A 19,629-nucleotide genomic window follows, 5' to 3' on the forward strand; every position below is an offset into this window, starting at 1 on the left:
CCTGTCAAGGCGCGTCCCGTAGAAAGGGTAACAGGCGTACAGTCACAAGGGCCAACTATTGATGAGCTTGGGGAGTCTTGGTACTGGCAACACAGGCCTGGCACACAGCCGATGAGGCTGCGAGAGATGATTCCCAATCATCAGCGGGCCCAGAGTTCTCAGATTGCCGAGATCGAGCAAGCCTTGGCGTCTATCAGGGAGCAGGAAATACTCCGGGCAATAGAGATTGAGGTGCTGGCATCCTCAGGTTATTAGTAATTGACACAAGGGCTGACAAAGCCCTGCACACCCGATGCTCTGGGCCTTCAGTTATGTAGATGCCAAATATCCCGACTCAGCAAAAGCTGCCAGAAGTGCTTGCCCGAATGCATCAGCCAGCAGGCCAGTACGAACGGCGCTGTAAGCCCGGCAATGGGCATCAAGCTGAACAGCGGATGGAGCATCAAGGCCAAGGCAATGGCCAGCAGGGTCACCCAGGGCTTTTCGCCTTGTCGGCTAAAGGCCAATGCTGCCAGCGCGGCATTGAAGCCATACAGGCCCAGCCAGGCGGCTTGCACCTGGTCAGCCAGCAATGCCACGCCGCCGCCGATGGCCGAGCCGATCACGGCCCACATGGCGGCGTACGGGCTGGCGATGAACATCCCGAGGATGATCACCAGGCCGGCCCAGGGGTTGTCGAGCAAAAAGATCTGCCCCACGCCACGCGCCAGGCCATGCAGCGGGTCGGCTTCGACTAAGCCGTTGGGTGCGGGGCTTGCGAACAGCAAGGTGACCCAGCCGAGCAGCACGAACGGTGCGGTATAGGCGATCAGCAGCTTGCCGCCACGCTTGCGCCATTGGTGGGTGATGATGCTCGACAAGCCGCCCGCGGCAATGATCAACGGCGGCACCATGGCTGACCAGGGCAGCACGACGCTGATCAGAATGCCGATCAGCACGCCGTTATAGCAGTACAGCCCAGCCTGGCGGTCGGCGCGGTCGTAGCCGCGGCGTTGTGCAGTGAGTAGCCCTGCGAGCGCGCCAAGCAGGGCGCCGCCGACCAGGTCAGGGGCGGTCAGCAGGATGGCCAACAGGCAGCACAGGCCGCACAGTGGGTGGCGCAGCAGCAGCACTTGGCTGAAGCCGTTGAGCAGCGCCGTGGCCCAGTCCGGGCACGGGTTGACGAAATTTTTGGTGTACATCGGGGCAGTCGATAAGGTTGATAGGGAGCGGTGGGCCTCTTCGGGCTCCGGTTTTCCGCCGTCACAGGGCGCGGCAACATTGCCGTGGGAGCAGGCTTGCACGCTCCCACGGCAGTGATGCAGGCCTTTAAACCAGGGTCTCGATCCGCAAGGTGTTGGTCGAGCCCGGCTTGCCAAACGGTACGCCGGCGGTGATCAGCAGCGTGTCGCCACGGATGGCCATGCCTTGTGCCTGGGCAATCTCCAACGCCGTGGATACCACCTCATCGACCTGGCGCAGGCGGTCGTTGACCACCGAGTGCACACCCCAGGCCACGCTAAGGCGGCGGGCGGTCTTGAGGTTTGGCGTCAGATTGAGAATCGGCGCCCGTGGCCGCTCGCGGGACGCACGCAGGGTGGAGGTGCCCGATTCGCTGTAGTTGACCAGCACTGCCACCGGCAGGATGCCGCTGATGCGGCGGATCGCGCAGCTGATGGCGTCCGACACGGTGGCCTCGGCCTTCGGCCGGCCGACGTCCAGTTGAGCCTGGTAGTCCGGGCCGTTTTCCACCTGGCGAATGATCTTGCTCATCATCTGCACGGCTTCCAGCGGGTAGTCACCGGAGGCGGTCTCGGCTGACAGCATGACCGCATCGGCACCTTCTGCCACGGCGTTAGCCACGTCGGTGACTTCGGCGCGGGTCGGTGCTGGCGAGAAGCGCATCGATTCGAGCATCTGCGTGGCTACTACCACCGGTTTGCCCAACTGACGGCAGGTGCCGATGATGCGCTTCTGGATCTGCGGCACGCTTTCGGCTGGCACTTCCACGCCCAGATCGCCACGGGCCACCATGATCGCATCGGACAGCTCGGCAATCGCCTGCAACTGCTCGACCGCCGACGGCTTCTCGATCTTGGCCATCAGATAGGCACGGTCGCCGATCAGCTGGCGCGCCTCGACGATGTCTTCTGGGCGCTGCACGAACGACAGGGCCACCCAGTCCACCCCCAGTTCCAGGCCAAAGGCCAGGTCGCGGCGGTCTTTTTCGGTGAGCGGGGAGAGGTCAAGCACCGCTTGGGGCACGTTGACGCCCTTGCGGTCAGACAGTTCGCCACCATTGAGTACTTCGGTGTCGATGGCATCACTGTGCTTGGCGGTCACACGCAGGCGCAGGCGGCCGTCGTCCACCAGCAGGTCCATGCCCGGCTCGAGCGCAGCGATGATTTCAGGGTGGGGCAGGTTGACTCGGCGGCTGTCCCCAGGCGTCTTGTCCAGGTCCAAACGCAATGCCTGGCCGCGTTGTAGCTGCACCTTGCCCTCGGCCAGGCGACCTACGCGCAGCTTTGGCCCTTGCAGGTCCATGAGGATGCCCAGCGGGTAGTTCAGTTGCTGCTCGACTTCGCGAATCCACTGGTAGCGCAGGGCGTGGTCGGCGTGCTCGCCGTGGCTGAAATTGAGGCGGAAGATGTTCACCCCTGCTTCGACCAGCTGGCGAATGTCGTCGATGCCTTTGATCGCAGGGCCGAGGGTGGCGAGGATCTTTACTTTTTTATCAGGCGTCATGATTGGGCAGTCTCGAGAATCAGAATGGCGCGAAAGTCGTTGACGTTGGTGCGCGTTGGCTCGGTGACGATCAGTGCGTCCAGCGCCGCGAAATAGCCGTAGCCGTTGTTGTTGTCCAGCTCATCGCTGGCCGACAGGCCCAAGGCTTCGGCGCGGGCGTAGCTGTCCGGCGTCATGAAGGCGCCAGCGTTTTCTTCCGAACCGTCGATGCCGTCGGTGTCACCGGCCAGTGCATACACCCCAGGCAGGCCCTTGAGGCTTTCGGTAAGGCTGAGCAGGAACTCGGCGTTGCGCCCGCCACGGCCATTGCCGCGCACGGTCACGGTGGTTTCGCCGCCGGAGAGGATCACGCAGGGTGCCTTGAGCGGCTGGCCGTGCAGGACGATCTGCCGGGCGATGCCGGCGTGGACCTTGGCCACTTCCCGCGACTCACCTTCCAGGTCACCGAGAATCAGCGGGCTGAAGCCGGCCTGGCGGGCTTTCACGGCGGCAGCTTCGAGTGACTGTTGGGGCTTGGCGATCAGCTGGAAGTGGCTGCGGGCCAGGGCCGGGTCGTCGGCTTTGACGGTCTCCGAGGCGGGGTTGTTGAGCCAGTCGATCACCGATTGCGGTGCTTGGATGCCGTAGCGCTTGAGAATCGCCAGGGCATCGGCCGAGGTGCTCGGGTCGGCCACGGTCGGGCCGGAGGCGATGACCGTAGCCAAGTCCCCTGGTACGTCGGAAATGGCATAGGTGTAGACGGTGGCCGGCCAGCAGGCCTTGGCCAGGCGGCCGCCCTTGATCGCCGAGAGGTGCTTGCGCACGCAGTTCATCTCGCCGATGGTGGCGCCGGATTTGAGCAGCGCCTTGTTGATCTGTTGCTTGTCGGCCAGGGTCAGGCCTTCGGCAGGTAACGCCAGCAGGGCAGAGCCACCGCCGGACAGCAGGAAGATGACGCGGTCGTCTTCGGTGAGGTTGCTGACCAGTTCCAGCACGCGTTTGGCCACGGCCAGGCCGGCGGCGTCGGGGACCGGGTGAGCGGCTTCGACCACCTCGATCTTCTGGCAGTTGGCGCCGTGGCCGTAGCGGGTGACGACCAAGCCAGAGACTTCGCCCTGCCAGCATTTCTCGACCACTTCGGCCAGGGCGGCTGCGGCTTTGCCGGCGCCGATGACGATGACCCGGCCGCTACGGTCGGCGGGCAGGTACGGCTCGAGAACTTGGCGTGGGTGGGCGGCGGCGATGGCTGTGTCGAACAGGTCGCGAAGAAGGGTTTGCGGATCGACCGACATGGCAGGCTCCCAGTTATTGTTGTTCTACAGAATCGAAAACGCCCCTGGAACTGCCTCCGTGCAGGCCGAACCAGGGGCGGGTGTTGCTCGGTGTCACTGCCTGGCCTGTGGTCGCAGGGCAGGCAGCGTGTGCTTCATCGCGAGCTTTGCTCGCTCCTACGGGCCTTACGCTGATCCTGTAGGAGCGAGCGCAGCTCGCGATGAGGCCAGTAAGAACTTACTTGTCGTCGCGAATCGAGAAGTTGGCCATGTGCTCCAGGCCTTTGATCAGCGCCGAGTGGTCCCAGTTGCTGCCACCAATGGCCGCGCAGGTGTTGAACACTTGCTGGGCATTGGAGGTGTTGGGCAGGTTGATGCCCAGCTCCTTGGCGCCTTGCAGGGCCAGGTTCAGGTCCTTCTGGTGCAGGCTGATGCGGAAGCCTGGGTCGAAGGTGCCTTTGATCATGCGCTCGGCATGCACTTCGAGGATCTTCGACGAAGCGAAGCCACCCATCAGTGCCTCACGTACCTTGGCCGGGTCGGCGCCGTTCTTGGCGGCGAACAGCAGGGCTTCGGCAACGGCCTGGATGTTCAGGGCGACGATGATCTGGTTGGCGACCTTGGCGGTCTGGCCGTCACCGTTGCCACCGACGCGGGTGATGTTCTTGCCCATGGCTTCGAACAGCGGCAAGGTGCGCTCGAAGGCTTTCGGGCAACCACCGACCATGATGCTCAAGGTCGCGGCCTTGGCGCCGACTTCACCGCCGGAGACCGGGGCGTCGAGGTAGGCTGCGCCGGTTGCCTTGATTTTCTCGGCGAAGGCTTTGGTGGCGGTTGGGGAGATCGAGCTCATGTCGACCACCACCTTGTTCGGGCCCACGCCTTCGACGACGCCGTTTTCACCGAACAGCACGCTTTCGACCTGCGGCGTGTCCGGCACCATGATGATGATGAACTCAGCTTCCTGGGCCACTTCCTTAGGGTTGGCCAGGGCCACCGCGCCAGCGGCGAGCAGGTCGGCTGGGGCTGGGTCGTGGTGAGTGGAAACGAAGATGCTGTGACCTGCTTTCTGCAGGTTCTGGGCCATGGGCTTGCCCATGATGCCGGTGCCGAGGAAACCGATTTTAGCCATGAGAAATTACCTCTTTTATATTTGTTCGCGTGCCCGGTGCGAGCAGGTGATTCAGATCGCGTTGTGTGATTTCAGCCAGCCCAGGCCCGCTTCGGTTGTGGTCAGCGGCTTGTACTCTGCGCCTACCCAGCCCTGGTAGCCGATGCGGTCCAGGTGCTCGAACAGGAAGCGGTAGTTGATCTCGCCGGTGCCGGGTTCGTTGCGGCCTGGGTTATCGGCCAGCTGGATGTGGTTGATCAGGTTCAGGTTGGCTTGCATGGTGCGAGCCAGGTCACCTTCCATGATCTGCATGTGGTAGATGTCGTACTGCAGGAACAGGTTGTCGCTGCCGACTTCGGCCTGGATTTCCAGGGCCTGTTGCGTGGTGTTCAGGTAAAAGCCCGGGATGTCGCGGGTGTTGATCATTTCCATGACCAGGCGGATTCCGGCGGCCTTGAGCTTGTCAGCCGCGTAGCGCAGGTTTTCCACGAAGGTCTTGCGCACGGTGGCGCAGTCGGGGCCTTGCGGACGAATGCCGGCCAGGGCGTTGACCTGGGTGTTGCCCAGCACCTTGGCGTATTCGATAGCCTTGTCGACACCTGCGCGGAATTCTTCGATGCGGTCAGGGTGGCAGGTGATGCCGCGCTCACCTTTGGCCCAGTCGCCGGCCGGCAGGTTGAACAGCACCTGGGTCAGGCCGTTGGCATCAAGCTGCTGCTTGATTTCGGCTGCGCTGAAGTCATAGGGGAAAAGGTATTCGACGCCGCTGAAACCAGCGTCGGCGGCAGCCTTGAAGCGGGCCAGGAAGTCCTGTTCGGTGAACAGCATGGACAAGTTGGCAGCGAAGCGAGGCATGGGTTGTCTCCTTGCGATGAAGGCCCCCAGCGCAGGCGCATGGGGGCGTCAGGCGATCAGTCCAGCAGCGAGATGGCAGTCGGCGCGTCGTTGCCGACCAGAGCCAGGTCTTCGAATTCGTTGACTGCGTTGATCTCGGTGCCCATGGAAATATTGGTGACGCGTTCGAGGATCACTTCGACCACGACCGGTACGCGGAACTCTTCGGCCATCTTCTGCGCTTTGAGCAGGGCAGGGGCGATTTGCGCCGGTTCGAATACGCGGATGGCCTTGCAACCCAGGCCCTCTACCACAGCGACGTGGTCGACCCCGTAGGTGGCGGCGTCGGTCGAGTTGATGTTCTCGAAGGCCAGTTGTACACAGTAATCCATGTCGAAGCCACGCTGTGCCTGACGGATCAGGCCCAGGTAGGCGTTGTTCACCAGCACGTGGACGTACGGCAGGTTGAACTGCGCGCCAACGGCCAGCTCTTCGATCATGAACTGGAAGTCGTAGTCACCCGACAGCGCGACGACCTTGCGTTTCGGGTCGGCCTTGACCACACCCAGAGCCGCAGGGATGGTCCAGCCCAGTGGGCCGGCCTGGCCGCAGTTGATCCAGTGGCGTGGCTTGTACACGTGCAGGAACTGCGCGCCAGCGATCTGCGACAGGCCGATGGTGCTCACGTAGCAGGTGTCCTTGCCGAATACCTGGTTCATTTCTTCGTACACGCGCTGGGGCTTGACCGGCACGTTGTCGAAGTGGGTCTTGCGCTGCAGGGTGGCCTTGCGCTGCTGGCAGTCTTCCAGCCAGGCTTTGCGGCACTTGAGCTTGCCAGCGGCTTTCCACTCGCGAGCCACTTCCAGGAACGCATCAAGCGCTTTGCCTGCGTCGGACACTATCCCCAGGTCAGGGGTGAACACACGGCCGATCTGGGTCGGTTCGATGTCCACGTGTACGAACTTGCGGCCTTCGGTGTAGACGTCGACGGAACCGGTGTGGCGGTTGGCCCAGCGGTTACCGATACCGAACACCAGGTCGGATTTGAGCAGGGTGGCGTTGCCATAACGGTGCGAAGTCTGCAGGCCGACCATGCCGACCATCAGGGCGTGGTCGTCAGGGATGGTGCCCCAGCCCATCAGGGTTGGGATCACCGGCACGCCGGTGAGCTCGGCGAACTCCACCAGCTTGTCGCTGGCGTCGGCGTTGATGATGCCGCCGCCGGCGACCAGCAGCGGGCGCTCAGCGTCATTGAGCATGGCCAGGGCTTTTTCAGCCTGTACGCGAGAGGCGGATGGCTTGTGTACTGGCAGCGGCTCGTAGGCGTCGATGTCGAATTCGATTTCGGCCATCTGCACGTCGAATGGCAGGTCGATCAGTACAGGGCCAGGCCGGCCGGTGCGCATTTCATAGAAGGCCTTCTGGAAGGCGTAAGGCACTTGGCCCGGCTCCAGAACGGTAGTCGCCCATTTGGTGACCGGCTTGACGATGTTGGTGATGTCGACAGCCTGGAAGTCTTCCTTGTGCAGGCGCGCACGCGGCGCCTGGCCAGTGATGCAGAGAATCGGAATGGAGTCGGCCGAGGCGCTGTAAAGGCCGGTGACCATGTCGGTGCCGGCTGGGCCGGAGGTGCCGATGCACACACCGATGTTGCCTGGGTTGGCACGGGTGTAGCCCTCGGCCATGTGCGAGGCGCCTTCGACGTGACGAGCGAGGACGTGATCGATGCCACCCACTTTCTTCAGGGCCGAGTACAACGGGTTGATGGCAGCCCCTGGGATGCCGAACGCGGTATCTACACCTTCACGGCGCATGACCAGAACGGCTGCATCGATTGCTCTCATTTTGCTCATGATTTGTGCCTCATCGATTTTGTAATTGTATACAACTTGCTTTGTGCCAGAGTGTATTCATGGCTGGCCGCTCAGGTCAACGGATTTTCGTCGGGCAGGAGTGCTTTCCACTTAGCGCCCGTGAAAACGGCAGTTTGCGATCTCGCATACGATCGTTTCAAATTATTGTATACAAAAACATTGCTGGTTGTGTTCTATTGGTTCATCCGTTTTTCATCTGCCCTCAGGGCTTCTCACAACAATAAGAGGACCTTTCCATGAACGCTTTGAACCTGAAAATCGCTGTCAGCCTGGTCAACGCCGCGCTGGCGGCGGGCCGCAAGATCAACGCAGCGCCCCTGACCGTGGCTGTACTCGATGCCGGCGGTCATGTCTTGGCGTTGCAAAGAGAAGACGGTGCCAGCCTGATTCGCCCCGAGGTGGCCACGGGCAAAGCGTGGGGGGCGATTGCCTTGGGCAAAGGCTCGCGCCTGTTGGCGCTTGATGCACAACAGCGTCCGGCCTTCTTTGCGGCATTGAATGGGTTGGGTGAGCGGCCGGTAGTGCCAGCGCCCGGGGGCGTGCTGATTCGTGATCAGGACGGCAAAGTGCTCGGTGCGCTAGGCATCAGCGGTGATACATCGGATATCGACGAGCAATGCGCGATCAGTGCGATCGAAGAGGTGGGGCTGAAGGCGGATGCGGGGGTGGCGGCCTGAACCCAGGCTGCCTGAACTGGCTTTTTCGCGGGTAAACCTCACACACGTTAGCCACAGGCTTGAAAACTGTGGGGAGCCGGTGGGAGCGGGTTTACCCGCGAAGCGGCCTGCGCTGGCTGTCAGGCTGCTTCTGGCTCACACCCTTTGAGCACCATGCGGATGATGGTGTCGGCCGCAGCGTCATAGTCGCTATCGGCCAGCTTGGCTTTGCCGGTCACCGCCGAAATTTGCCAGTCGAAATCGGCGTAGGTCTGGGTCGCGGCCCAAATACTGAACATCAGGTGGTGGGCATCGACATGCGCGATTTGCCCACGATCGATCCAGCCCTGAATGCACTCGATATTGTGCCGCGCCTGCTCGTTCAGTTGTCCCACCTGGTTGGGCGACAGGTGCGGCGCGCCATGCATGATCTCGCTGGCAAATACCTTCGAGGCATGGGGCAGATCCCGCGAGATGCGGATCTTGGAGCGAATGTAAGCACTCAACACCTCTTTGGGGTCGCCGTCGGCGTTGAACGGCGTGGATGCCTGCATGATCGGCGCGATGATGCTTTCCAGAACCTCGCGGTAGAGGTTGTCCTTGGATTTGAAGTAGTAATACACGTTCGGCTTGGGCAGCCCCGCCTTGGCGGCGATATCGCTGGTTTTGGTGGCGGCGAAGCCCTTGTCGGCGAATTCTTCACTGGCTGCGCGCAGGATCAGCTCCTTGTTGCGCTCGCGAATGGTGCTCATGGTCAGGGATCTTCCTCGTGTCTGGCCGCCTCGAAGAGGGATCGGGCATGGTAGCACCGCGCCCGACGGGGGCTCAAGGCAGGGGCCTTGGCGCCTTAGGGCAGCGCGTAATCGCTAGCTGATCCGTCCAGGGTGCCTGGCTTGGTTTCGACTGAGGCCACAGTTGCCCGGCAGTACTCAACGATGGTTTGCATTCAGACGCTCCTGCATCCGTTCAATAACCCGCCTGGCCCTGGAAGACAAAGGCCACTCTGACCTGTAGATCAGCCAGAGCGTATCCACCACAGGGTTACCACATTCAACGACCTGCAATTTATCCTGTTGGTGGAAGGCGAGCCTGGCGAACCTTGGTAGCACGGTGAAACCCAAGCCTCGTGATACCGGCTCCAGGATCAGGCCTACCTGATTGCTAAAGCCCTTTGCCTGGATCGCTCGCATCCCTGGTGTGTCTGGATACCGTCGGCTAAGTAAGCGTGTTGCCATCCCGACTCCGTCTGGGTGGTCGACAAAGCCCAGCTCCAACAAGGTGTCGAAGCCTGCATAGGGATGTGCAGCTGGCAGTATCAGCTCCAGGGGCTCCTCGGTGAAGGTCTGGGATTTGATCCTCTCGTCTTGCGGCTTGAACGTCACAATCCCCATCTCGAAGCGATTGCTCAGTACTGCCTCCAGCACCTCTGAGTCCGGGGCAAACCTATGGCGGATAATGAGTCCAGGATGGGCTTGTTGATAATCCAGCAGCAGCGGATACAGGGCCAGCCCAATGCTGCCTGGTGTAACTAAGCTGATGTCACCCACCTCTAGTTGGTCAGCATTGAGGCGAGCATCAAGCGCGCGGCTAGCGCGTTCCACTTCTCTGAAATATTCCAGCAACGCAGTTCCAGCAGGTGTCAGCTCCACATGCCGGTGGTGGCGGATGAGCAAATTACCGTACTGATGTTCTAGGTTGCGTATGTGCTGACTCACCGCAGCTTGGGTGAGATTCAGCTGCTCAGCCGTGCGAGTGAAATTTCCACGTTCGGCAAGCACTGCGAAGGACCGGAGCCACTGCGGATTAACCATCATGAAGTCTTATCGTAACCATAACCTGATCATGGTTTTCATTATAGATGGCGATGGATAGGGTAGTGCCAACTCTTCTGGAGGTTCGCCATCATGTCCGTTTATCCACGCAACTTCTCTCACATCGGCCTGTCGGTCACCGACCTCGACGGCGCCGTCAAATTCTATACAGAGGTACTGGGGTGGTATCTGATCATGCCACCGACCACCATCACTGAAGACGAAAGTGCAATTGGTGTGATGTGCACCGACGTATTCGGTCCTGGGTGGGGCTCGTTCCGAATCGCTCACCTCTCGACGGGGGACCGTATCGGCGTCGAAATATTCGAATTCCGCAATGCCGAACGTCAAGAAAACAACTTTGAGTACTGGAAAACCGGTGTCTTTCACTTCTGCGTGCAAGATCCAGATGTCGAAGGCCTAGCCGCCAAGATCGTCGCCGCTGGCGGTAAGCAGCGGATGCCGGTTCGTGAGTATTTCCCAGGCGAGAAGCCGTATCGCATGGTCTATATGGAAGACCCATTCGGCAATATTCTGGAAATCTACAGCCACAGCTATGAACTCACTTATTCTGCAGGAGCTTATCAAGCATGACCCTGCCACCGTCCTATCGCGCGTTTACCTGGCAAGGCAGTGCGGACCCAGCGCAACTGCAGCTCACTGAATTGCCGATGCCGAAGCTACAAGCGGACGACGTGCTTATCCGCAATATCGTGATCGGGCTCAACCCCGTTGATTGGAAAGTCTTGGGTGGCAGCCTGGTCAATTGGCAGCCAGGGCACGTACCAGGTGTCGATGGTGCGGGTGTTGTGGTAGCTACCGGTGATAATGTCCCCGCGTCCTGGGTCGGGCAGCGTGTCGCTTACCATCAAAGCCTTGGTCGTCACGGTAGTTTTGCGCAATATACCCCCGTCAATGCCAGGGCATTACTTCATGTTCCCGCAGGCGTCAGTTGGGAGCAGGCTGCCAGTTTCCCCTGCCCATCACTGACCGCTTGGCTGGCTTTAGAAAAGCTGCCGTCGGCATGTCGCACATTGTTGGTGAGCGGGGCTGGTGGTTCGGTTGCCAATCATCTGATTCAACTAGCTGTGCGGCGAGGGTTGAAGGTCACCTCGCTCAGCCACCCCAGGCATTGGAAAAGGCTGGCCGATCTGGGGGTGATCGAGCGCATGGCAGGCCCTCTGACTGAGCCGTGGTCAGGGCCGGCGGTATTCGACGCGGTCATTGATACGATGAACGCTGAGCACGCGGCTAGCCTTGTCCCCGCCCTTAGAGCCAATGGCCACTTGGTCTGTGTTCAGGATCGTCTGGATGTATCGCCGTTACCACCGTTCACTCGAACGATATCGATACACGAAGTTGCTCTGGGGGCAGCCCATGCATACGGTGATGACCGCACCTGGCGAGACCTTGTCGATGCGGGCAATGAGATCCTCACCTTATTGGGGCGTGGTGAGTGGGAGCCTGACCATTTCAATGTCGTCTCCTTCGAGCATCTTGCAGACCATCTCAGCGGCCTGCAGCATCGAACTTTCAGTGGTAAAGGCCTGGTTCGCATAGTGAGTGATGAGTTGGGTGAACTTGCCGCGACAGTGAGCAGTGATTGATGCCTGAGTACTGAACCCAGTGCCGATGATTCTGGCAGTTTCCACCGCCTCAGCGCTTGAAGCGGTGGTTGTTAATCAAGAGGTAGTGCAATGAGCAGTGCGTGCGAAGCACCTGAGATCATCATTGGCGCAGATTTGGGCGGGACTAAATTGTCCCTTGTATGTGATGGGTATTCGCGACGTTTTACAACGGGCCTGAACTACACACCCGAAGATTTTGCCGCCCAGCTTTGCGCCTTCGCCGAAGAACTGAACCTGCGCCCGACTCGCCTTGGTATTGCCGTACCTGGCCTAGTCGCCTGCGATGGCCGGGTCGTGTCCTGCGACGTGTTGCCCGGCTTGACGGGGTGGCACCCAGCAACTTCGCTCAAGGCCCTTGGGTGTCAGGTAGCTGTGATCAACGATGTCAAAGCGGCTCTCTTGGAGGAGATGCACGATGCCTGCGACGATTTCACCGGTGGCGTCATCATGGCCGGCACTGCCATAGGTGCCGCATTCATTGCTCAGGGGCGGCAATTGGAAGGTGCCAATGGCTGGGCAGGCGAGCTCGGTTACCTGCCACTGTACATAGATGGGGCAGTCAAGCGACTGGATGAGATAGCCGGCGGGGGGGCGATGGCCGGTCTGCATGGCATCGACGGCGAAGCTTTTGCACGGTTGGCTAATGCAGACGATCCTTCTGTAATGTTGACGGTTAAGGCTGGAGGCCAGGCGCTGGGTCTTGGAATCGCGAGCGTGATAAACATGCTCAACCCCTCGCGCCTGGCAGTCGGTGGGGGAGCGGTCAAGCTCAAGGGCTACTGGAAGGCGGCTTTGCTGACAGCCCAGGCTCATACTATTGCCCCACTATGGGACGCTTGCACGGTGACGCCAGTAGCGTCCGGTGATTTAGTCGTGGCGCGCGGCGCGGTGCGGGCCGCTCAACGGTAAGCGGCCTGGGCTGGTTGGCGGTGGCCTGGGTGGGCCGTGCTCTGCATTGGATGTGCATCTGGGCAAGGTGCTTCAGTCTCCCGACCGCTGCGCTGTGGCGCGCAGCAAGGGATGCGGTAGCCCTTGCTGTGGGACATGAACTGTTTTGCCCACAGCAGGTCCTTATGAAGTCTTTGTCTCGCGAGTACGGTTCTTGTGAGCGCTGGGTGAGCCGGGTGCTTCAAGCGAGTAGGATGCGCGCTTTTACCGAGGATTGGATGTTATGGCTGGCAGCAGCTTTTTTGCTTTATTGGATGATATCGCGGCGCTGTTGGACGACATCTCGTTGATGAGCAAGGTCGCGGCGAAGAAGTCTGCCAGCGTGCTCAGTGATGACCTGGCTGTGAATGCCGAGCAAGTGACAGGCATGAAGGCAGACCGTGAACTCCCTGTCGTTTGGGCAGTGTTCAAAGGGTCGCTCAGGAACAAGGCGATTCTGGTGCCTTGTGCCCTTGTGCTCAGTGCAGTACTACCAGCAGCGGTCAAATGGCTATTGATGGCAGGCGGCATTTACCTATGCTACGAAGGCTACGAAGCGATCAAGGACAAGTTTTCACGCAAGGGGCACGGTTCGTCGGAACAGGGTAAGCAGGCCACGCCCAAAAGCCCCGAGGCGCTGGCTGACTACGAAAAACGCAAGATCAAAGGCGCCATCAAGACTGACTTCATCTTGAGTGCCGAGATCATCGTCATAACGCTCAATGTCGTTGCGCAGGCCCCTTTGTATCAGCAGATTCTGACCCTTGTGCTAATTGCGGTAATCATGACCGTGGGCGTGTATGGCCTGGTTGCGGGCATTGTTCGCCTGGATGACGCCGGCTTCGCACTGTCGAAATCCAAGGCTCGGGGTGGATGGGGCAGGGCAGTCAGAAAGTTCGGCCAGGTATTGGTAGCGGCTGCGCCATTTTTGATGAAGGCGCTTTCCTGGATCGGTACGGTAGCGATGTTTCTGGTCGGCGGCACCTTCGTGGCTGAAGGCATACTGCCGCTCGAACACGCCGTTGAGGGTGTGGTAGCAGCGAGTGCAGGTTGGGGGCCAGTGGTGAAATACGCGTTGTTTGGTGTGATTGGGGCAGTGGCTGGCTTTGTAGCGGCGGTGGTGGTCAGCGGGTTTTCCTGGGTTCGCCGAAGCTCTGCAACTTAGGCCCGCCTTGAGCCGCGATTGCGACGCTGCACGGCGTATCAGGCGCCTCGAGAAGGAAGCCCGCAGCAGATTATGGCTATGAAAGCGCCGCCAAACGGCGGCGCTGTCATATTCAGCAGAATTAGAAGTGCACTTTGACCAGGAAGCTCATGGTGTTCTGATCGGTAGTGAAGCCATCGCTGTCCTTGATACCGTACTTGTTCTTCCAGTAGTCGTATTCGACGCCCACGTACAGTTGTTTCTCGCCCAGGTGCAAAGCCTTGCCCAGGTCGTACTTGATCTGCGGGTTGAAGTGCAGGTTGGCATGGTAGGTGCCGCGACGGTTCTCGTCGTTGTCCACCACCCAGTCCATGAAACCATCGATCAATACATCGGAGTCGCCCACAGGAATGGTGTAGGACCATACCGGGGTGATCTGCCAGACATTGTCACCGGCGCGGCTACCGTCGGTAGTGCGGTTGTAGAAGTTTAGCTGGAAGTAGTCGAAGCCTGGGATGGCCAGGTCGAAGCCCGGGCCGATCAGGTAAGACTCGGTGTCACCTTCACCGAACTCGTAGGTCATGGCCAGCAGCACATCCTTGACCGGGCCGAACTCCAGCTTCTGGTCGAAGATCTTGTTGAACGACAGGCGCGGGCTGAATTCACCGTAGTACGTGTTGGGGCCGTTGTTGGCGTCTTTTTTACCCTGATAGAAGATTTTGTCGACGAAGAAGAAGTTGTCGCCGTACTTCCAGCCATCAGCATGTTCGAAGGTGAAGGTTTGCTGAGTCTCCGGGTTGACCTTGAAGTTCTTGCCCCACAGGTAGGTCAGGCTGTTGTTCTGCCACTGCAGCAGGTCGCCGGCAAAAGAAGTGCCGCAGGCCAGCAGGCCGCCCGCGAGAATCAGGCTATTGATGGTACGCATTGCGAGTGTCGCTCCCTTGATTGGTTATTGTCAGCGCTCGAGAGGCGCTTTTTGTCTTTTGAGTCAGCTTTTTTCGATTGGCCACACTTGATTGGCAAGAGCTGCGCCAACTTTTCGGGGTTAGCCGCTGTCTTCCTGCTCGACTCGTTCTGAACGGATGAAAATGGGTATTTCAGGCTGGCAACACGTCGGCCAACCGCCCGAATTCATTGACTGAGCGGTCAGTAAACGCAGGCAGAATCCATCCTGCCTCAATCGAGGGGGCGCGCAGATTACTGGCTTGCGCGCCGCGTCTCAAGTGCTCCGTCCTGGCGCACTGTGATTCAAACCTGGGCGTTCGATCAGGTTTTCAGAAATGTACCTTGATCAGCGCGCTGGCAACACTCTGGTTGCTCTGTAGGTTGCCGCGGCTGTCGATGCCGTACTTGTCTTTCCAGTAGCTGTATTCGAAGCCCACATACAGCTGTTTGGCCCCCAGGTTCAGGGCCTTGCCGAGGTCGTACTTGACCTGTGGGTTAAAGTGCAGGTTGGCGTGGTAGGTGCCGCGTTTGTTCTGGTCGTTGTCCGGCACCCAGTCCATGTAGCCGTCGATCAGCACGTCGGATTTGCCTACGGGGATGGTGTACGACCAGCCAGGGGTTATCTGCCAGACATTGTCGCCCGGGCGGCTGCCTTCGGTGTTGCGCACGTAGAAGTTCAGGGTGAAGTAGTTAAAGCCGGGGATGTCCAGGTCGAAGCCGGGGCCGATCAGGTAGGCCTCGTTGTCGCCTTCACCTCGCTCGTAAGTCATGGCCAGCAAGACGTCCTTGACCGGGCCGAAGGCTAGTTTCTGGTCGAGGATCTTGCCCAATGACAGGCGCGGGCTGAATTCACCGTAATAGGTGGTCACGCCTTTGCCAGGGTCGGCTTTGCCGTTGTAGAAGATCTTGTCGACAAACAGGAAGGTGTCGCCGTACTTCCACTTGTTAGCGTGTTCGAAGGTGATGGTCTGCTGGATATCAGGGTTGACCTTGAAGTCCTTGCCGTACAAGTAGGTCAGGCTTTCGCCATGCCACAACAACCATTGGCCTGCGTGGGCGGGGAGGGCGGCCAGCAAGCTGCTACCCAGTAGCAGGGACGAGGTGATGCGCTTCATGTTGTGATTCCCGGACTTATTGTTTTTGTTAGCGGTTTTTTTGGCGCACGGGCGCCCCGAGCGGCCCATTCCGGCGGGCCGACGGTGAAGCGGTTACTGCCCAAATGGAGCATGGGGCGGCAGATGCCGCCGCCCCAGTTGGCTCAATGTTGGTGGCAGGCGTCGTTATGCACCGCGCGCTCGGCACCACCCAGGATGTTGAACAGCACGTTCAGTACCAGCGCACTGACCGTGGCCATGGCGATACCGCTGTGGGTGATCGGTTCCATCCACTGCGGCATCTGGGCGAAGAACTCTGGCTTGACCACTGGGATCAACCCAAAGCCGATGCTCACCGCCACCAGCAACTGGTTGCGACGGTCGCCGATGTCGGCTTCCTGCAGGATCTTGATACCAGTGGCGGTGACCATGCCGAACATGGCGATGGACGCGCCGCCCAGCACCGCAGGCGGGATCGAGGCGATCAGGTAGGCGGCCTTGGGTAGCAGGCTGAGCACGATCAGCAGGGCGCCTGCCATGACCGTGACATACCGGCAGCGCACACCCGTCATTTGCACCAGGCCGATGTTCTGGGCGAACGAAGAATGGGTGAAGGTGTTGAAGAAACCGGCGATGAACGACGCGCCAGCATCGCACAACAGCCCACGGCGCAGCATTGCTGGGGTTACTTCGCGATCGGTCACCTTGCCCAGGGCCAGGAACATGCCCGTGGACTCGACGAAGATGATCACCACCACCAGACACATCGACAGGATCGGTGCCAAGCTGAAGGTCGGCATGCCGAAGTGCAGTGGCGTCACCACTTGCAGCCACGGCGTAGTGCTCAGGCCCGACAGGTCGACCATGCCGATGGATCCTGCCAGGATGTAGCCCAGGCCCATTCCCACCAGCACCGAAACGTTGACCCAGAAGCCGCGCATGAAGCGGTTGATCAACAAAATGACCGCCAGCACCAGGCCGGCAACCAGCAAGTAGATCGGCGAGCCGAACGTCGACGCGCTCTGGCCGCCACCGGCCCAGTTGACCGCCACGGGAAACAGCGACAAGCCAATGGAGGTGATCACCGTACCGGTGACCAGCGGCGGGAAGAAACGTACTACCTTTGACATGAAGGGTGCGATCAGCATGCCGAAGAACCCGGCAGCGATGGTCGCGCCGAAGATCCCTTGCAGGCCTACACCCGGCATCCCGGCCATGGCCACCATGCTGCCAACGGCGGCGAAGCTGGCGCCCATCATCACCGGCATGCGGATGCCGACCGGACCGATACCGAACGACTGGATGATGGTAGCGACACCGGCGACCAGCAGATCGGCGTTGATCAGGAAAGCGACTTCTTCACGGGACAAGCCAGCGGCCTGGCCGATGATCAGCGGTACGGCAATCGCACCCCCGTACATCAGAAGCACGTGTTGCAGGCCAACCAGAATCAATTGGAACAGGGGCAGGGGCTGTCGCGGCGGCGCAACGGGAATGTACGCCTTGCGTGACTCGGACATGCAGCACCTCGAGTTTTGTTTTTATTCTCGGATCCAAGCGTCAGTCGCAGGCGCCAGGCCCCATGTAAGCGGCCAGGGTTCGCGCGTGCAGTCGAGCGCTCGATGCTTGCTTGTTGCGTATGACGTGAAACCAAGGCCGGCGTTGCCGGCCTCTTCGCGGGTGCGTCCGCTCTGTGGAGCGGAGCGGTGCCCGATGGATCAGTTGACTTGCGCGCCCTTGGCGATCCAGTCACCGACGAGCTTGCGCTCTTCGGCCGTCATCTGGGTGATGTTGCCCAGCGGCATGATCTGGCTTGCGACTGCTTGCGCTTGAATGCGCGCGGCCTGGGCCTGGATCTGCTGCGGGGTGTCGAACATCACGCCGGCAGGTGCTGCGCTGAACAACGGGCTGGTCGGTTTCGACGAGTGGCACACGCTGCAGCGTTCCTGGATGACTTTATGGATCTTGTCAAAGTCGCCACCGGCTGCCTGGGCGCTCGCCTGGGCGGGTGCCTCGGCAGGCGCGGCAGGCGCTTGGGCGGCCTTGGCAGCTTCCTCGGCACGCAGCTCGGCGGCGGTCTTGCCACCGACGGCGGTCGCTGGTAATGGCTGATACTCGATCTTCGCCGCTGCCTGTTCAGGGCTCACCGCCATCGGCTTGGGACCGGTGACGTAGGCAAGGCAGATCATCGCCAATGCACCCACGGGCAGGGTCCAGGCGTACTTGTTGCTGTCATGGCGGGTGTTGAAGTAGTGGCGGATCAGAACCGCGGCTACTGCAATACCCGCCAGGATCAGCCAGTTGTACTGGCTACCGTAGGTGCTCGGGAAGTGGTTGCTGATCATGATGAACAGCACCGGCAAGGTGAAATAGTTGTTGTGGCGCGAGCGCAACAGGCCCTTGGCCGGCAGAACCGGGTCAGGCGTCTGGTTGTTTTCGATCGCCGCTACCAGCTGGCGCTGGGCCGGCATGATGATGCGGAATACGTTGCCGACCATGATGGTGCCGATGATCGCACCGGTATGCAGGTAGGCGCCACGACCGCTGAACACCAGGCTGAAGCCCCAGCAGGCGGCAATGATCAGCACGAACAGCACGGCACCGAGCAGGGCAGGCTTTTTACCCAGCGGCGAATCGCAAAGGAAGTCGTAGATGAACCAACCGGCCACCAGCGAACCGATACCGATCGCCACGCCTTCGGCACCACTGAGGGTGCTGCCAGGGGCCAGCAGGTACAGGGTCGGGTTCCAGTAGAACACTACGCACAGCAGGGCGATACCGGACATCCAGGTGAAATAGGCTTCCCATTTGAACCAGTGCAGGTTCTCGGGCATTTTCGGGGGCGCGAGCTTGTATTTCTCCAGGTGGTAGATACCACCGCCGTGAATCGCCCAGAGATCACCCGACAACCCATCGCGCGGGTTGCTTCGGTTCAGGTGGTTCTCAAGCCAGACGAAGTAGAACGATGCACCGATCCAGGCGACACCGGTGATCATGTGAACCCAGCGAATGCTCAGGTTCAGCCATTCGTGAAGGTGTGCTTCCACAGTATGTACCTCTGCCGATCACCGTGAAGGATGATCGACCTTTTCTTATTGGTGGGGATTGAGGATCAGCATCTGTTCCTCGGTGAAGTAATGCTCATCGCAGTTGTTGCCAGAACCGCTGCGATCAACCACCAGGAAATCATCCCGCTTTTCGATCGTCAGCACCGGGTGGTGCCAGACGCCGCGATGGTAATTAACGCCCTGCCTGCCATTACTACGGAAGGCACGGACCAAGCCTGATACAGGTGCATCGCCAACGGGCGCGACCACGATCAGAAAGGGGTTGCCGAGCAGCGGGATGAAAGCCTGGCTGCCCAGCGGATGGCGTTCCAGCATGCGCACGGTCAGCGGCATGTCCAGCGCGTCGGCGCGGAAGATGCTGATGATCGCCTTGTCTTCAGGCTCGGCGGTCTCGACCGTGGCGAGCTTGTGAAAACGCATGGTCGAGCCGTTGTTGATCATGAAGTGGTCGCTGCCATCGGTTTCGATCACGTCACCGAAAGGGGCGAATGCTTCTTTGCTCAGGGGCTCGATCATCAGGGTGCGCATGGGTTATCTCTTCTCTTGTGCGTTGTTCTAAATGG

At 60.2% G+C, this 19,629-nt stretch carries 18 protein-coding genes; 5 read left to right on the top strand and 13 right to left on the bottom strand.

Annotation, left to right across the window (positions count from 1 at the left end; all coding sequences use genetic code 11):
* Nucleotides 1-305: 305 nt before the first annotated feature.
* From ACK59H_RS14495 to gcl, 6 genes are all read right to left on the bottom strand, one after another.
* The gene (locus ACK59H_RS14495; RefSeq protein ID WP_060476870.1) at nucleotides 306-1,181 is read right to left on the bottom strand and encodes an urea transporter; all 876 of its coding nucleotides are present in this window, start codon (nucleotides 1,179-1,181) and stop codon (nucleotides 306-308) included.
* 127 nt (nucleotides 1,182-1,308) lie between these two features.
* Nucleotides 1,309-2,724: a pyruvate kinase gene (gene pyk, locus ACK59H_RS14500; RefSeq protein WP_409264580.1), complete on the bottom strand. Its 1,416-nt coding sequence runs from the start codon at nucleotides 2,722-2,724 to the stop codon at nucleotides 1,309-1,311.
* Entirely contained in the window at nucleotides 2,721-3,995 is a 1,275-nt protein-coding gene (locus ACK59H_RS14505; protein ID WP_409264581.1) for a glycerate kinase, read from the bottom strand. Before ACK59H_RS14505 ends, pyk begins: the two co-directional genes overlap by 4 nt.
* Before the next feature lie 217 nt (nucleotides 3,996-4,212).
* Entirely contained in the window at nucleotides 4,213-5,106 is an 894-nt protein-coding gene (locus tag ACK59H_RS14510) for a 2-hydroxy-3-oxopropionate reductase (protein WP_060476867.1), read from the bottom strand.
* 51 nt (nucleotides 5,107-5,157) lie between these two features.
* The gene (gene hyi, locus ACK59H_RS14515) at nucleotides 5,158-5,940 is read right to left on the bottom strand and encodes a hydroxypyruvate isomerase (protein WP_060476866.1); all 783 of its coding nucleotides are present in this window, start codon (nucleotides 5,938-5,940) and stop codon (nucleotides 5,158-5,160) included.
* Nucleotides 5,941-5,996: 56 nt separating this feature from the next.
* Nucleotides 5,997-7,772 carry a glyoxylate carboligase gene (gene gcl, locus ACK59H_RS14520; protein ID WP_060476865.1) on the bottom strand — a complete coding sequence of 592 codons (1,776 nt, stop codon included), beginning with the start codon at nucleotides 7,770-7,772 and terminating at the stop codon, nucleotides 5,997-5,999.
* A 257-nt stretch (nucleotides 7,773-8,029) separates the two neighbouring features.
* On the opposite strand from gcl, the gene ACK59H_RS14525 reads away from it, so the two are divergent.
* Nucleotides 8,030-8,470 carry a heme-binding protein gene (locus ACK59H_RS14525; RefSeq protein WP_060476864.1) on the top strand — a complete coding sequence of 147 codons (441 nt, stop codon included), beginning with the start codon at nucleotides 8,030-8,032 and terminating at the stop codon, nucleotides 8,468-8,470.
* 119 nt (nucleotides 8,471-8,589) lie between these two features.
* On the opposite strand, the gene ACK59H_RS14530 is transcribed toward ACK59H_RS14525, so the two are convergent.
* Nucleotides 8,590-9,201, bottom strand: a complete 612-nt coding sequence (locus ACK59H_RS14530; protein ID WP_060476863.1) for a TetR/AcrR family transcriptional regulator — start codon at nucleotides 9,199-9,201, stop codon at nucleotides 8,590-8,592.
* A 177-nt stretch (nucleotides 9,202-9,378) separates the two neighbouring features.
* Nucleotides 9,379-10,263, bottom strand: a complete 885-nt coding sequence (locus ACK59H_RS14535) for a LysR family transcriptional regulator (RefSeq protein ID WP_409264582.1) — start codon at nucleotides 10,261-10,263, stop codon at nucleotides 9,379-9,381.
* A gap of 87 nt (nucleotides 10,264-10,350) precedes the next feature.
* Here ACK59H_RS14535 and ACK59H_RS14540 point away from each other — a divergent pair, with 87 nt between their 5' ends.
* The 4 genes from ACK59H_RS14540 (at nucleotide 10,351) to ACK59H_RS14555 (ending at nucleotide 13,980) form a co-directional block, all read left to right on the top strand.
* Nucleotides 10,351-10,854 (top strand): lactoylglutathione lyase family protein, encoded by a 504-nt coding sequence (locus ACK59H_RS14540; RefSeq protein ID WP_060476862.1) that lies wholly within the window; start codon nucleotides 10,351-10,353, stop codon nucleotides 10,852-10,854.
* A complete protein-coding gene (locus tag ACK59H_RS14545; protein WP_060476861.1) occupies nucleotides 10,851-11,867 on the top strand; it encodes a zinc-binding dehydrogenase in 1,017 nt (338 codons plus the stop codon). The genes ACK59H_RS14540 and ACK59H_RS14545 overlap by 4 nt, the downstream gene beginning before the upstream one ends.
* A 90-nt stretch (nucleotides 11,868-11,957) precedes the next feature.
* Nucleotides 11,958-12,797, top strand: a complete 840-nt coding sequence (locus tag ACK59H_RS14550; protein WP_060476860.1) for an ROK family protein — start codon at nucleotides 11,958-11,960, stop codon at nucleotides 12,795-12,797.
* Nucleotides 12,798-13,059: 262 nt separating this feature from the next.
* Nucleotides 13,060-13,980, top strand: a complete 921-nt coding sequence (locus tag ACK59H_RS14555) for a DUF808 domain-containing protein (RefSeq protein ID WP_060476859.1) — start codon at nucleotides 13,060-13,062, stop codon at nucleotides 13,978-13,980.
* A gap of 121 nt (nucleotides 13,981-14,101) precedes the next feature.
* On the opposite strand, the gene ACK59H_RS14560 is transcribed toward ACK59H_RS14555, so the two are convergent.
* The 5 genes from ACK59H_RS14560 to ACK59H_RS14580 all read right to left on the bottom strand — a co-directional run bounded on the left by ACK59H_RS14560 (nucleotide 14,102) and on the right by ACK59H_RS14580 (nucleotide 19,594).
* Nucleotides 14,102-14,884, bottom strand: coding sequence for an outer membrane protein OmpK (locus ACK59H_RS14560; protein ID WP_060476858.1), 783 nt, complete (start codon nucleotides 14,882-14,884; stop codon nucleotides 14,102-14,104).
* A 349-nt stretch (nucleotides 14,885-15,233) separates the two neighbouring features.
* Nucleotides 15,234-16,019 (bottom strand): outer membrane protein OmpK, encoded by a 786-nt coding sequence (locus ACK59H_RS14565; protein ID WP_060476857.1) that lies wholly within the window; start codon nucleotides 16,017-16,019, stop codon nucleotides 15,234-15,236.
* 143 nt (nucleotides 16,020-16,162) lie between these two features.
* Nucleotides 16,163-17,518 carry a nucleobase:cation symporter-2 family protein gene (locus ACK59H_RS14570; protein WP_060476856.1) on the bottom strand — a complete coding sequence of 452 codons (1,356 nt, stop codon included), beginning with the start codon at nucleotides 17,516-17,518 and terminating at the stop codon, nucleotides 16,163-16,165.
* A 198-nt stretch (nucleotides 17,519-17,716) separates the two neighbouring features.
* Nucleotides 17,717-19,045, bottom strand: coding sequence for a urate hydroxylase PuuD (locus ACK59H_RS14575; protein ID WP_186478469.1), 1,329 nt, complete (start codon nucleotides 19,043-19,045; stop codon nucleotides 17,717-17,719).
* Between the two features lie 45 nt (nucleotides 19,046-19,090).
* Nucleotides 19,091-19,594: an ureidoglycolate lyase gene (locus ACK59H_RS14580; protein ID WP_056801462.1), complete on the bottom strand. Its 504-nt coding sequence runs from the start codon at nucleotides 19,592-19,594 to the stop codon at nucleotides 19,091-19,093.
* Nucleotides 19,595-19,629: the final 35 nt, after the last annotated feature.

The organism is Pseudomonas sp. KCJK9000, from assembly GCF_046230725.1.
Classification (GTDB): domain Bacteria; phylum Pseudomonadota; class Gammaproteobacteria; order Pseudomonadales; family Pseudomonadaceae; genus Aquipseudomonas; species Aquipseudomonas promysalinigenes.

Bases quoted from the DNA above. Each gene is read 5' to 3' on its own strand.
- hyi (WP_060476866.1), bottom strand. From the start codon at position 5,940: ATGCCTCGCTTCGCTGCCAACTTGTCCATGCTGTTCACCGAACAGGAC.
- ACK59H_RS14505 (WP_409264581.1), bottom strand. From the start codon at position 3,995: ATGTCGGTCGATCCGCAAACCCTTCTTCGCGACCTGTTCGACACAGCC.
- ACK59H_RS14550 (WP_060476860.1), top strand. From the start codon at position 11,958: ATGAGCAGTGCGTGCGAAGCACCTGAGATCATCATTGGCGCAGATTTG.
- ACK59H_RS14560 (WP_060476858.1), bottom strand. From the start codon at position 14,884: ATGCGTACCATCAATAGCCTGATTCTCGCGGGCGGCCTGCTGGCCTGC.
- ACK59H_RS14580 (WP_056801462.1), bottom strand. From the start codon at position 19,594: ATGCGCACCCTGATGATCGAGCCCCTGAGCAAAGAAGCATTCGCCCCT.
- ACK59H_RS14510 (WP_060476867.1), bottom strand. From the start codon at position 5,106: ATGGCTAAAATCGGTTTCCTCGGCACCGGCATCATGGGCAAGCCCATG.
- ACK59H_RS14535 (WP_409264582.1), bottom strand. From the start codon at position 10,263: ATGATGGTTAATCCGCAGTGGCTCCGGTCCTTCGCAGTGCTTGCCGAA.
- pyk (WP_409264580.1), bottom strand. From the start codon at position 2,724: ATGACGCCTGATAAAAAAGTAAAGATCCTCGCCACCCTCGGCCCTGCG.
- ACK59H_RS14545 (WP_060476861.1), top strand. From the start codon at position 10,851: ATGACCCTGCCACCGTCCTATCGCGCGTTTACCTGGCAAGGCAGTGCG.
- ACK59H_RS14555 (WP_060476859.1), top strand. From the start codon at position 13,060: ATGGCTGGCAGCAGCTTTTTTGCTTTATTGGATGATATCGCGGCGCTG.
- ACK59H_RS14530 (WP_060476863.1), bottom strand. From the start codon at position 9,201: ATGAGCACCATTCGCGAGCGCAACAAGGAGCTGATCCTGCGCGCAGCC.
- ACK59H_RS14525 (WP_060476864.1), top strand. From the start codon at position 8,030: ATGAACGCTTTGAACCTGAAAATCGCTGTCAGCCTGGTCAACGCCGCG.
- ACK59H_RS14565 (WP_060476857.1), bottom strand. From the start codon at position 16,019: ATGAAGCGCATCACCTCGTCCCTGCTACTGGGTAGCAGCTTGCTGGCC.
- ACK59H_RS14495 (WP_060476870.1), bottom strand. From the start codon at position 1,181: ATGTACACCAAAAATTTCGTCAACCCGTGCCCGGACTGGGCCACGGCG.
- ACK59H_RS14570 (WP_060476856.1), bottom strand. From the start codon at position 17,518: ATGTCCGAGTCACGCAAGGCGTACATTCCCGTTGCGCCGCCGCGACAG.
- gcl (WP_060476865.1), bottom strand. From the start codon at position 7,772: ATGAGCAAAATGAGAGCAATCGATGCAGCCGTTCTGGTCATGCGCCGT.